Annotated in this window: 12 protein-coding genes; 5 read left to right on the forward strand and 7 right to left on the reverse strand. The window is 67.8% G+C overall.

Features of this window, described 5'->3' with window-relative positions; all coding sequences use genetic code 11:
* Positions 1-37: 37 nt before the first annotated feature.
* From recF to dnaA, 3 genes are all read right to left on the reverse strand, one after another.
* Entirely contained in the window at positions 38-1,120 is a 1,083-nt protein-coding gene (recF, locus tag MVF76_RS07235) for a DNA replication/repair protein RecF (protein ID WP_297528134.1), read from the reverse strand.
* Positions 1,121-1,144: 24 nt separating this feature from the next.
* Entirely contained in the window at positions 1,145-2,245 is a 1,101-nt protein-coding gene (gene dnaN / locus MVF76_RS07240) for a DNA polymerase III subunit beta (RefSeq protein WP_297528135.1), read from the reverse strand.
* Positions 2,246-2,479: 234 nt separating this feature from the next.
* Complete coding sequence (gene dnaA, locus MVF76_RS07245) at positions 2,480-3,832, reverse strand: chromosomal replication initiator protein DnaA (RefSeq protein ID WP_297528136.1); 1,353 nt, start codon at positions 3,830-3,832, stop codon at positions 2,480-2,482.
* 237 nt (positions 3,833-4,069) lie between these two features.
* Here dnaA and rpmH point away from each other — a divergent pair, with 237 nt between their 5' ends.
* The 5 genes from rpmH (at position 4,070) to mnmE (ending at position 7,937) form a co-directional block, all read left to right on the forward strand.
* Positions 4,070-4,204, forward strand: coding sequence for a 50S ribosomal protein L34 (rpmH, locus tag MVF76_RS07250; RefSeq protein WP_297528137.1), 135 nt, complete (start codon positions 4,070-4,072; stop codon positions 4,202-4,204).
* Positions 4,205-4,214: 10 nt separating this feature from the next.
* Complete coding sequence (gene rnpA / locus MVF76_RS07255; protein ID WP_297528138.1) at positions 4,215-4,583, forward strand: ribonuclease P protein component; 369 nt, start codon at positions 4,215-4,217, stop codon at positions 4,581-4,583.
* Positions 4,568-4,792, forward strand: a complete 225-nt coding sequence (gene yidD, locus MVF76_RS07260) for a membrane protein insertion efficiency factor YidD (protein ID WP_297528139.1) — start codon at positions 4,568-4,570, stop codon at positions 4,790-4,792. Before rnpA ends, yidD begins: the two co-directional genes overlap by 16 nt.
* 18 nt (positions 4,793-4,810) lie before the next feature.
* Complete coding sequence (gene yidC / locus MVF76_RS07265; protein ID WP_297528140.1) at positions 4,811-6,445, forward strand: membrane protein insertase YidC; 1,635 nt, start codon at positions 4,811-4,813, stop codon at positions 6,443-6,445.
* 148 nt (positions 6,446-6,593) lie between these two features.
* A complete protein-coding gene (mnmE, locus tag MVF76_RS07270) occupies positions 6,594-7,937 on the forward strand; it encodes a tRNA uridine-5-carboxymethylaminomethyl(34) synthesis GTPase MnmE (protein ID WP_297528141.1) in 1,344 nt (447 codons plus the stop codon).
* Positions 7,938-8,023: 86 nt separating this feature from the next.
* Here the strand turns inward: mnmE and slyD are convergent, their stop codons facing one another.
* The 4 genes from slyD to MVF76_RS07290 all read right to left on the reverse strand — a co-directional run bounded on the left by slyD (position 8,024) and on the right by MVF76_RS07290 (position 12,688).
* The gene (gene slyD, locus MVF76_RS07275; protein WP_297528142.1) at positions 8,024-8,506 is read right to left on the reverse strand and encodes a peptidylprolyl isomerase; all 483 of its coding nucleotides are present in this window, start codon (positions 8,504-8,506) and stop codon (positions 8,024-8,026) included.
* Positions 8,507-8,632: 126 nt separating this feature from the next.
* On the reverse strand, positions 8,633-10,615 hold the full coding sequence (locus tag MVF76_RS07280) for a transglutaminase TgpA family protein (protein WP_297528143.1): 1,983 nt from the start codon (positions 10,613-10,615) through the stop codon (positions 8,633-8,635).
* Positions 10,612-11,577: a DUF58 domain-containing protein gene (locus tag MVF76_RS07285; RefSeq protein WP_297528144.1), complete on the reverse strand. Its 966-nt coding sequence runs from the start codon at positions 11,575-11,577 to the stop codon at positions 10,612-10,614. Before MVF76_RS07285 ends, MVF76_RS07280 begins: the two co-directional genes overlap by 4 nt.
* Before the next feature lie 205 nt (positions 11,578-11,782).
* Positions 11,783-12,688, reverse strand: a complete 906-nt coding sequence (locus tag MVF76_RS07290) for an AAA family ATPase (protein ID WP_297528145.1) — start codon at positions 12,686-12,688, stop codon at positions 11,783-11,785.
* Positions 12,689-12,745: the final 57 nt, after the last annotated feature.

Here is a 12,745-nt window from a genome sequence, read left to right on the forward strand (position 1 = left end):
CAGGCATCCCCTCGGCAATCGTGCCAGTATACCACCTTCACCCCGCCGGCCGGACGCTACCCTGTTCCACGTGAAACACCGCTGCACCGATTGGCAAGGGGACGTCTTCGGCATGATTGGCCGTCACGAAGACCTGGCTCTCCAGCGCCTGCAGCCGGTCGATGAGCCGGGCGCGATGGGTCCGATCCAGCTCGGCCGGCAGGTCATCGATGAGGAAGAGGCTGTGCCGCCCGGTCGCCTCGCGATGGATCTCCGCCTGCGCCAGCAACAGCGCCATGACCAGTTGCTTCTGCTGACCCCGGGAGATCCGCTCCCGCGCCGGCACCTCCCCCACCCGGATGGCGAGGTCCGCGCGATGCGGTCCCTGCTGGGTGAAACCCTGACGAAGATCGGCCTCCAGATGCGCGCCAAGACTCTCGGCAAAAGAGCGGTTGCCTGTCCAGCCACTACGGTACTGCAGCGCTACGGGCGGGAGATCCACCAGTTCCGGCCCCAACCGTCGGAGCCGCTCACCGAGCCGCGCCACGTAAGCCCGGCGATAACTGTCGATGCTCTGAGCGGCCTCTGCCAGGGGCGCATCCCAGACCCGGATCCCGTCCACCCTGGCGCCCGCCCTCAAGGCCGCATTGCGCTGGCGCAGTGTTCTGGAGTACCGCTGCCAGGCGGGATAAAAGCCCTGTTCCACGTGAAACACCCCCCAGTCAAGGAACTGCCGCCGCTCCCTCGGCCCGCCCTCGATCAAGCGGTGGCTGTCTTGATTGAGGAGCTGCATGGGCAGGCAGGACACCAGCTCGGCCAGACTGCGAACGGGCTGGCCACCAAGCCGGATCCGTTGCTCCCCACCGCGCTGCCGCTCCAGACCGAGCGGCTCTGGCGCGCTGTCACTGCCCTCGGTCCGAACCCGGGCGGTCACCCGCATCAGCTCGGCACCTTCCCGGATCATCCGGTCCGGCTGTCGGGTTCGAAAGGATCGTGCGTGACCCAGATACCAGATAGCCTCCAGCAGGCTGGTCTTGCCCGAGCCATTGGCACCGTGAAGCAAGGTAAAGCCGCGGCCTGGCGACAGCCGGGCCCCGGCAATGTTGCGGAAATTTTCCAGATTGAGTTCGGTGAGCGACAAGCCCCGGGGATCCCTGGCCGCGGGCTAGAGCCGCATGGGCATCACCACGTAGCGACTCTCGCCACCATCGGGCGCGTCGATCAGGCAACTGCTGTTGGCATCGGTGAGCAGGACCCGAACCTGATCCCCCGGGAGGGCGGCCAGGGCATCCAGCAGGTAGGTCACGTTGAAGCCGATCTCCAGCGGGCCGGCGCTGTAGTCGACCTCCAGTTCCTCCTCGGCCTCTTCCTGCTCGGGGTTGTGGGCCTGGATCTTCAGGCTGTTTTCGTCCAGTACCAGCCGGATGCCGCGGTATTTCTCGTTGGAGAGGATGGAGGTGCGTGACAGGGCCTGGCGCAGCTCGCCACGATCGGCCACCACGGCCTTGTCACCGCCCTTGGGCATCACCCGCTGGTAGTCCGGGAAACGACCGTCGATGAGCTTGGAGGTGAACTGGATATCCGGCAGGCCGATGCGAATGTGGTTGGCGCCGAGCTGGACCTCGGCCTCCACGTCCGAGGCTTCCAGCAGCCGGCCCAGTTCCTGGATGCCCTTGCGCGGCACTATGACCTGCTGGGGTTCCGTCACGCCCGTCTCGGCCCCGGTTTCGGACAAGGCCAGCCGGTGGCCATCGGTGGCCACGGCGCGCACCCGGTCGGGTTGCAGCTCGATCATCAGGCCGTTGAGGTAGTAGCGGACGTCCTGCTGGGCCATGGCGAACTGGGTGCGCTCGATGATGGCCTTCAGCGCCTGCTGCGGCATGCGAAAGGATTGTGCCGTCTTCAGCTCCTCGATCACCGGGAAGTCAGCCGCGGGCAGTGTGGAGAGGGTAAAGCGGCTGCGTCCTGAGCGGACCAGGGCACGATCTCCGTCCAGCCGGAATTCCAGCGTGGATTCCTCGGGCAGGGAGCGACAGATGTCCAGCAGCTTGCGGGCCGGGACCGTGATCTCGCCACCTGCCTCAACCTCCAGAGGCAGGCGGGCAACCAGCTCGACCTCGAGATCCGTCGCCGTCAGGGTCAGTCCCTCGGGGCTGGCCTGGATGAGCAGATTGCCCAGCACCGGCAGGGTCTGCCTGCGCTCCACCACACCGACGATCTGCTGTAGAGGTTTAAGCAACGCTTCGCGCTGGACCTTGAATTTCATGCTGGCTCCTGTGCCTTTATCCCCAAGACAATATTTCTATCAAAGATCTTTTCTTGAACACCTGTTACTGTATCTACTGCCGACCCTGCCTGTGGAAGAAATCAATATTTTATTTTTTAAACAAATATTTAATACCAATTTCCTGGGACCTGAACCGGGCCTGTGGGCTGTTTGCCGCCTGTGGACAAGCTGTGTGGCGAAACCGGCCGCGAAGTTTTCCACAGCTTGCTCACATCATGTGGTCAGGGTTCTCAACAGGTTGTAATAGTCTTCCTTGATCCGTACATCCGTCTCCCGCAGCTCGGCCACCTTGCGGCAGGCGTGCAGCACCGTGGTGTGGTCGCGACCCCCGAAGGCATCGCCGATTTCCGGCAGACTGTGGCTGGTCAGCTCCTTGGCCAGCGCCATGGCGACCTGGCGGGGCCGCGCGATGGAGCGGCTACGCCGCGCCGACAGTAGGTCGGCCACGCGGATCTTGTAGTACTCGGCCACCGTCTTCTGGATGTTCTCGATGGAAATGAGGCGGTCCTGCAGCGCCAGCAGGTCGCGCAGGGCCTCCTTGACGAATTCCACGGTCACGGCACGGCCGGTGAAGCGGGCACTGGCAATGATGCGCCGCAGGGCGCCCTCCAGTTCGCGGATGTTGGACTGGATGCGCTTGGCGACGAAAAAGGCCACCTCGTTGGGCAGCTCGAGCTGGCTCTGCGCGGCCTTGGCCATGAGGATCGCCACGCGGGTCTCCAGCTCCGGCGGTTCGATGGCCACCGTCAGGCCCCAGCCGAACCGCGACTTGAGGCGTTCCTCCAGGCCGTCGACCTCCTTGGGGTAACGGTCGCAGGTCAGTACCACCTGCTGCTGGCCCTCCAGCAGCGCGTTGAAGGTGTGGAAGAACTCCTCCTGCGAGCGCTCCTTGCCGGCGAAGAACTGGATGTCGTCGATCAGCAGGGCGTCCACCGAGCGATAGTAGCGCTTGAACTCGTTGATGGCGTTGTGCTGCAGGGCCTTGACCATGTCCGCCACGAAGCGCTCGGAATGCAGGTACACCACCCGCGCGCCGGGCTTGGACTCGAGGATCAGGTTGCCGACGGCATGCATCAGGTGGGTCTTGCCCAACCCCACGCCGCCGTAGATGAACAGCGGATTGTAGGCCCCCCCGGGGTTCTCGCCGACCTGGATGGAGGCCGCCTTGGCCAGCTGGTTGGACTTGCCCTCGACGAAGGTCTCGAAGGTGAAGTTGGGATTGAGCGTGGGGCTGCCACCCGCGGTCCGGCGACCGGCCTCGCGGTCCTCGGCGCGGCTGAAGCGGGCCTCCGCCGGCCGCGCCGGCGTGCTCGCGGTCGAACTCTTGCGGGTACCGACTTCCAGACGGATCTCGGGCGTGGCGCCGAATACCTCGGTCAGCGTCTCGTTGATCTTGCCGATGTAGTGTTCGCGTACCCAGTCCAGGACAAAGCGGTTAGGCGCAAGCAGGCGCAGGGACTCGCCCTCGTTGACGGCATGCAGCGGACGAATCCAGGTGTTGAACTGTTGTTCGGGGATTTCCCCTTCAAGCCGGTCCAGGCATTTCTTCCACAGGGGCGCGTCCAACGCTGCCTTACCTCCGCGTGTGGTGTTGTTCTGTCCGTCGGTCGGTCATGAGGGAAAGGGCGCCAGTCTACCCCCGTTCGTGGGCGTTATCCACACCCTGGAACGGCCTGCCGCGAGTCCTTTCTGTTGACAGCAAAACGGCCCCGCCGGTACCATTGCACGTTCCCTGTGGCCGGCCTGACCGGTCCTGTTTTTCCGCGACTTTATCCGTTGCCGAAATTTCAAGAGTAGCTGGCCATGAAACGCACTTTCCAACCGAGCAATCTGAAACGCAAGCGCACCCACGGCTTCCGTGCCCGCATGCGTACCAAGAATGGTCGCCTGGTCATCAAGGCCCGTCGCGCCAAGGGCCGCGCTCGCCTGACCGTCTGACCCCGGTGCCTTGGGCCCGACCGACAACCGCTTTCCCCGCGCGGTCCGCATCGTCCGTCCCGCGGACTACCGCCGGGTGTTCGGTCAGGGTGTCCGTGTGAGCGACGCGGCGATGGCCGTTCACGCCGTCGCCAACGGACTCGGTCACCCCCGCCTGGGCCTGGCCATCTCCCGCAAGGTGTCGCCGCGCGCCGCCGACCGCAACCGACTCAAGCGCATGCTTCGAGAATGCTTTCGCACCCATCAGCGGGCCATGCCGCCGCTCGATATGGTGGTGGTCGGCCGCCCCGGCATGCTGCGCCTGGATTTCCACGAACTCTGTGCCCGGTTTCTGAACCACGCCGACCGCCTGGGTAGACGGCTATGCGAAGCCTCCTGATCGCCGTTATCCGCGGCTATCGCTACCTGCTCAGTCCCTGGCTGGGCGCGAGCTGCCGTTTTCATCCGACCTGTTCCTGCTATGCCATTACCGCCATAGAGCGTTTCGGCGCCCTGCGCGGGAGCTGGCTGGCCCTGCGCCGCATCGGCCGTTGCCATCCCTGGCATGCCGGCGGGATCGATCCCGTCCCCGACAAGACGCCCCACTGACCCACGACAAGCGACGCCATGGACAACACCCGCCTGCTGCTTTTCATTGCCCTGTCCTTCACCGCCCTGCTGCTCTGGGAGGCCTGGCAGCGCGACTACGGCGCCGCGCCGCAGCCCGTGGCGACCGAGCAGGCCGAGAGCCCCGGTGCCGCGACAACCACCGGCGCCGATGTCCCCAGTGCCGCGCCGGCCGCGGCCGCTGTCCCGGAAACCCCGTCACGGCAGGCCGATACCGCGCCCACCGTTACCGTGGTCACGGATGTGCTGGAGGTCCACATCAGTACCCGCGGCGGTGACCTGCGCGAGGCCGACCTGCTCGACTATCCGGTGAGTGTCGATCGGCCGGACGAGCCGGTGCGGCTGCTGGAGGATACGCCCGGCCGCTTCTTCGTCGCCCAGTCCGGCCTGCGCGGCAGCGGCAGTGCCGAGCCCACCCACTACGCCCGCTACACGGCTGCTGCCAGTGAATACCGCCTGGCCGACGGCCAGCAGGAACTGGTGGTGCCGCTGGAATGGGTATCGCCCGAAGGGGTGCGGGTGATCAAGCGCTATCGCTTCAGCCGCGGCGATCACCTGGTCGTGGTCGAGCACGAGGTGCGCAATGGCTCGGGGGAGGTCTGGACCGGACGCCAGTACCGTCAGCTGGTACGCAGCAAGCCCACCCAGTCCCGAGGCATGATCTATACCTACACCGGCGGCGTCATCTACAGCCCGGAGGAGAAATACGAAAAGTATGACTTCTCTGACATGGCCGATGTCCCCCTGTCGCGTGACATCACCAACGGCTGGGCTGCGGTCATCGAACATTATTTCCTGGCCGCCTGGGTACCCGAGCGGGGTGAGCCCAATCACTACTATTCCAAGGCGCTGCCCAACGACCGTTACGTACTCGGCCTCATCGGCCCCGACCGCAGCCTGGCGCCCGGCGAGTCGACCCTGTTCCGCAGCCAGCTCTATGTCGGGCCCAAGATCCAGTCCCGGCTGGAGCAGATCGCCGAGGGGCTGGAACTGACCGTCGACTATGGTGCGTTGACCATCCTCGCCAAGCCCATCTTCTGGCTGCTGCAGAAGATCCACGCCCTGATCGGCAACTGGGGCTGGTCCATCATTCTGCTGACCCTGCTCATCAAGCTGGCCTTCTACAAGCCCTCCGAGATGAGCTACAAGTCGATGGCGCAGATGCGCAAGCTGGCGCCGCGGCTGCAGGCGCTCAAGGAGCGTTACGGCGACGACAAGCAGAAGCTCAACCAGGCCATGATGGACCTGTACCGGACCGAGAAGATCAACCCGCTCGGGGGCTGCCTGCCGATCCTGGTGCAGATCCCGGTGTTCATCGCGCTGTACTGGGTGCTGCTGGAGAGCGTCGAACTGCGCCAGGCACCCTTCATTCTCTGGATCCAGGACCTGTCCACCAGGGACCCCTACTTCGTGCTGCCATTGATCATGGGCGTGACCATGTTCATCCAGCAGAAGCTCAATCCCGCGCCGCTGGATCCCATCCAGGCCAAGGTGATGATGGCGCTCCCGGTGGTGTTCACCGTGATGTTCGCCTTCTTTCCCTCGGGTCTGGTGCTGTACTGGGTGACCAACAACGTGCTGTCCATTGCCCAGCAGTGGGTCATCACCCGGCGCGTGGAGGCCGGCGGCAAATAGTACCAGGTCGGAAGCGGGCGGCAGGCAAGTCGTTGCGTAACCAGGCGATGAACCGGATTTCGTAGCCATGGTCCAGAGTACACTTTGTGCCTGCCCGCATCCTGCTGCGGCCCTGGTGCAACATGCGGGCTAGGCGGGCCACGCATCCATGACCCTGGATGCCGATACCATCGCTGCCATCGCCACGCCACCGGGTCGCGGGGGCGTCGGCATCGTCCGCATCTCCGGCCCCCGCGTGCCCGACATCGCGCGTGCCCTCGCCGGCGGCCTGCCCTCACCCCGGCGCGCCAGCCTGCAGACTTTCCGCGACGCCGCGGGCCAGCCCATCGATCAGGGCTTGCTGCTGTACTTTCCCGGCCCGGCTTCCTTCACCGGCGAGGACGTGCTGGAACTCCAGGGCCATGGCGGACCGGTGGTTATGGATCTGCTGCTGGCGCGGGTACTGGAACTGGGTGCGCGGCTGGCCCGTCCCGGCGAATTCTCCGAGCGTGCCTTCCTCAACGGCCGCATGGACCTCGCCCAGGCCGAGGCCGTTGCCGACCTGATCGACGCCGCCAGTGCCGCCGCCGCGCGCGCCGCCGTGCGCTCCCTGGAAGGTGCCTTTTCCGAGGCCGTGCACGGACTCAATGAACAACTGATCGAGCTGCGCATGTACGTGGAGGCCGCCATCGACTTCCCGGAAGAGGAGATCGATTTCCTCGCCGACCGCGAAGTGGAAAGGCGCCTGCAGGGTCTGAATGATGCCTTCGACAGCCTGCTGGCACGCGCCCGCCAGGGCAGCCTGCTGCGGGAAGGCATGACCCTGGTGATCGCCGGCCGGCCCAATGCCGGCAAGTCCTCGCTGCTCAACGCGCTTGCCGGTCGTGACACCGCCATCGTCACCGACATCCCCGGCACCACCCGCGACCTGCTGACCGAACGCATCGTGCTCGACGGCATGCCGCTGACGGTGATCGATACCGCCGGCCTGCGTGACAGCAGCGACCCGGTCGAACGCGAAGGCGTTCGTCGCGCCTGGCAGGCCATTGCGCAGGCCGATGCCATCCTGCTGGTGATCGATGACAGCAGCGGCGTCGATGGCGAGGATCAGGCACTCGTCGAACGCCTGCCGCAGCAGGTCCCGCTCGTGCGTGTGTACAACAAGGTCGATCTCACCGGGCGCGCGCCGGGCGAGGAGGAAGGCGGCGTGCTCGCGCTGTCTGCGCGCACCGGCGCCGGGCTGGATGCCCTGCGTGCCCGGCTCAAGCGCTGCGTGGACTATGCCGGCGAGACGGTGGACGGCTTCAGTGCCCGCCGTCGCCATCTGGATGCCCTGCGGCGGGCGCGTGACCATTTCGATGCCGGCCGGGCGGCGCTGCGGGTGCAGCGCGCCGGCGAACTGCTGGCCGAGGAGCTGCGTCTGGCGCAGAACGCCCTGGCCGAGATCACCGGCGAGTTCACCAGTGACGACCTGCTCGGGCGTATCTTTTCGCGTTTCTGCATCGGCAAGTAGCGCCCCCTCAACCGCGTCGCCGGCGCAAACGAAGACGGGCGGCCCCTGGGGGACCGCCCGCCGGTCGAGCAGAACCGCTGCCGCGATCAGTGATCGTGGCCGCCGGCACCGTGCACGTGGCCGTGGCTCTTTTCCTCCTCGGTGGCATCACGCACGTCCACGATCTCCACGTCGAAGGTCAGGGTCATGCCGGCCAGAGGGTGGTTGCCGTCCACGGTCACGCCCTCGTCGGACACCCGGGTCACGGTGACCATCAGCGGGCCGTGCGAGGACTGGGCCTCGAAGCGCATGCCGGGCTGGATGTCGTCCACGCCCTGGAAGGCCTCGCGCGGGACCGTCTGGATCAGCGCCTCGTCGGTCAGGCCATAGCCTTCCTCGGGCTTGACCTCCACGGTGAGCTTGTCGCCTGCCTGCTTGCCCTCGAGGGCATTCTCCAGGCCGGGGATGATGTTGTGAGCGCCGTGCAGATAGGCCAGCGGCTCGCCGCCTGCGGAGCTGTCGAGGGTCTGCCCTTCCGGGTTCTTCAGGGTGTAGTGGAGGGAAACCACCTTGTCGGATGCTACTTGCATGGGATCGCCTTTCTTTCGGTTGCTTGAAACGGGGGGTGCAGAGGGCCCGGGCGAGCTTCTTGGGGGGATGTCCGCGGGGGTCTTGCGTGGGATCGTGGCCGATGATACCGCGAAACGGCGTCCGGTTCACGCCGCGGGCCGTGGGGTTGGGGCGCGGCGGCGTGGCCGGAAGTCTGCGATCAGGCGGCGCAGTACGGCCAGCCGGGCCGGGTCCGGCGCCGGTCCGTAGCGCTCGGCGGCCAGCAGCTCGATGATGGCGGTGGCCTCCGCGGCGAGATCGGGCCGCCGGGCGAGGATGCGCTGGCGCTGGGCCAGGGGACCCTCGGCGGACCCGCGTTCCAGCCCCAGCGGCGCAAGGCGTCGCTGGAAGCGCCGCTCCAGTCGGGCCAGGGGATCGGCCGGCGGACGTCGCCGCAGCACCCACAGGCTGGTGACCAGCAGCGCCAGGCCCAGTGTGATTGCCAGCAGCCGGCCCAGCCCGGACCATGACAGCGCCTCCAGGCCGAAACGTGCCAGCAGCGCCCGCTGCCGCTCCGGCCCGTAGCCCAATACCCAGGCGTCCCAGCCGGCGGCCAGGCTGTCGGCGAAATGGCCGAGCGTCTGCCAGCCACGCATCAGCCAGCCGTCCGCCGCCACCAGGAAGCCCACCGCGCGGCCCTCGCCTGCCGTGGCCGCATCGATCCGGTACTCGATGCGCTCGGGCGCCACTGCGGCGGTCGGGTCGACCCGCACCCAGCCCTCACCTTCGATCCAGACCTCGGACCAGGCGTGGGCATCCGACTGCCGCACCACCAGATAGCCGCCGACCGGATTGAATTCGCCACCCTGGTAGCCGGTCACCACCCGCGCCGGCAGGCCGGCCGCGCGCATCAGCAGGGTGAAGGCGGCGGCGAAGTGTTCGCAGAACCCGGTGCGGGTGCGGAACAGGAAGGCGTCGGTCGGATCGGCGGCACGGTCGAGCGGCGGCGGTCGCAGGCTGTAGACGAAGGGCTGCTCGCGGAACAGGCGCAGGGCCGCGGCGATGATGTCGCGCGGATCGCGTGCCGAGCGCTGCCATTGCCGCGCCAGCGCCCGCACCCGCGGGGACAGGCTGCGCGGCAGCGCCAGGTTGCGGAAGCGCTGGGCCACGGTCAGCGCCGGCCCGGGGTGATCCGGCTGGGACTGCAGCCGATGGAACCAGCCGTCCCGGCTGCCCGCGGCCAGCCTGAGTTCGAGGTTCTCCGACAGCGTGGCGTCGTCCGGCGCCGCCAGCGGGCGGTCCAGTGCCAGCAGCCAGCGCTGGGGGCCGGGCTCCGGCAGGATGCGATAGTGGTACACCGGGCCGGTGGGACGCAGGGCCGGCAGGGTCACCCGCTCGCCCACGGCCTGCCAGCGCCGGCCGTCGGTCAGCTCCAGCACCGGCCCCCGCCAGTAGCGCTGGACGGGTGGCGGCATCGGTCCCTCGAAGCGGACGCGGAAGGCGACCGCCTCGGACCGCGCCAGTTCGCTGATGGCGCCCACCGTCATTTCCTCGCTCAGGCCCGTCACCGCGCGCCCGGCGTCGCCGGGCAGACGCCACAGGGGACCGGGGATGCGCGGAAACAGCAGGAACAGCACCAGCATCACCGGCAACGCCGCCGCGAGCATGCCTGCGGCGCGGCGCAGAAGGTCCTTCAGCGGCAACGGTCCCGAAAACCGGATCCAGACCGCAACCAGGGCCAGGGTCACGCCGCCGGCATAGAGGGTGTGAGCCAGGCCGGTGTCGAACAGCAGATCGGCGGCGACCAGAAAGAAACCCAGAAACACCACCAGAAGGCCGTCGCGCGGCCGCTGCAGTTCGGTGAGCTTCAGTGCCGCCAGCAGCACCAGCAGGCTGCTGCCCGCCTGCTGGCCGAACAGGGTGCCCTGGGTCAGCAGCAGGCCCAGCCCGGCGAGCGCCGTCAGGCCCAGCCGCAGCCAGCGCTGGATCCACCCGGACGCTGTGGAGTGGCCGCCCAGCCACCAGGCCCAGGCCAGGATCAGCGCCCACAGCGGCAACAGGGCGGTCGGCAGCCGGGGCAGGTGGGGCAGGCTGGCCAGGCCAGTGACCAGCCAGAGGGCGCGTGCCGGCAGTGGTACCGGGTCGATCACGCATCTTCTCCGAACAGGGCCAGGGCGCGCAGGCAGCGTGACCGCTGTTCCGGGCCGCGCCCCGGTTCCAGGGTGGCGTCCGGCAGGCGCAGGCCGTACCCGAGTCCGGCCGCCTCCGCGTCCAGCACCCAGCGACAGAGCTGGCTCAGGCGCCGTTCTGTATCGCCCGCCGTGGCCGCCCATTCCAGCCAGCAGTGCTCGCCGCCGTCACCGCCGAATTCCCGGGTCCAGAGGGTGTCGGTACGGGCAAAGGCCTTCCAGTCGATCTGCCGGGGCGGGTCCCCGGGGTGATAGTTGCGATAGCCGCGAAAGTCGTCCGCGCCGTGCCCGGCATCACCCTCGGCGGAAGGCCGGCGCGCGGATCCCGCGGGCGGTTCGCCGCTGCCCAGCGGGCGCGGGTAGACCAGCGCCTCGGTGTCGAAGTCGATCCAGGTCCAGGCGCGAAACAGGCCCAGCGGGAAACGGCTCTCCAGCCGAACCCGACCCAGCCGCTGCCGGCCGCGGCGAGGCGCCGGCCGCTCGAGCTGTACCTGCGTCGGCTGTCGCCCGACCCGGACGAGGCTCACGGCCGGGCCGGAATCCGGTGCGAGCCGCAGCGCCCAGCGCTCACGCTCGCCGGCCTCCAGCCAGAGATCGTAGCCGGCCGCTTCGCCGGCGAAGGCCGCGCGGGTGGCGCCCGCCCGTACCCGCAGTCCGGCCAGGTTGCGCCAGGTCTCGAGCATGGCCACCAGTCCCAGGCCGGTGAGCGCGAAGGCGAGCAGGAACACCAGGCTGTTGCCGTAGTTGGTGGCCGTGGCCAGCAGCAGCAGCACGAAGCCGGCCAGACCGAAACCGGTCCGGGTGGGCAGGATGAAGACGCTGCGCCCGGCGATTCCCAACGGCTGGCGGCCGACGCTGCGCGGGGTACGGCGATCGAAAAAGGCGGTCCAGGGTCGGGTGGTCAGGGTTGGTCGAGACAACACGAGGTCTTCCCCACGCCCGTGGGCCTGCATATAAAAGTAAATATATTCATATCGTTAGTGACATATTTGAGGTCATCTGCAAATATGGTCGAGACCCCGGATGCCGGGATGGGCGGGCCGGATGGATCATGCCGGCGCCCCATGTCGGGGTTGGCTCCATATATTTGAGGTATACCCCAAATTTGATCTTGATCATGGATCGGGGTCAGGGGATGGCCACGGCCAGCAGCGGCGCGAGCGGATCCTCGCCCGTGCCCGGGGGCTCGACCGGCACCAGCCGATGGCCGGCGACCGCGGGCAGCACGGCCTGCACATCGTCGGGCAGGACGTGGTCGCGGCCGTCGATGCAGGCCCAGGCCCGCGCTGCGTTGCGCAGGGCCAGCCCCGCCCGCGGGGAGAGCCCCTGGCGATAATGGCCACTGCGCGACTCGGCCAGCAGCGCCAGCAGGTACTCGGCCAGCGCCGGGCCGACATGCACCTGGGCGGCCTCCGCCTGCAGCCGGCACACCGCCTCCGCATCCAGCCGTGGCGGCAGGCGCTCGATCAGCTCGCGGCGGTCGCTGCCCAGCAACAGCGCGCGCTCGGCATCCTCGGCGGGGTAGTCCAGGCGGATGCGCATCAGGAAGCGATCGAGCTGGGATTCGGGCAGGCGGAAGGTGCCGACCTGGTCGATCGGGTTCTGGGTGGCGATGACAAAGAAGGGTTCGGGCAAGGGACGGGTTTCGCCCTCGACCGTCACCTGGCGCTCCTCCATGGCCTCCAGCAGGGCGCTCTGGGCCTTGGGCGTGGCGCGGTTGATTTCGTCGGCCAGCACCAGCTGCGAGAAGATCGGGCCGGGATGAAAACGGAAGCGGCCGGCATCGCGCTCGAACACCGCCACGCCGAGGATGTCCGCCGGCAGCAGGTCGCTGGTGAACTGGATGCGTTGATAGGCCAGGCCCAGCAGCCGCGCCAGCAGATGGGCCAGCGTGGTCTTGCCCACGCCGGGCAGGTCCTCGATCAGCAGGTGGCCGCGCGCCAGCAGGCAGGCGAGTGCCAGCCGCAGGGCGCGGTCCTTGCCCAGAATCACCGTGCCGGCATCGGCCAGCACCGACTGGATGCCTTCATGCATGGTCCCATGGTGCGGGCCGCCTGCGGTGGCGTCAATCGGGTTGCTGGTCAAGGTGGG

The sequence above is a fragment of the Thiohalobacter sp. genome (genome assembly GCF_027000115.1).
Taxonomy (GTDB): Bacteria; Pseudomonadota; Gammaproteobacteria; order Thiohalobacterales; family Thiohalobacteraceae; genus JALTON01.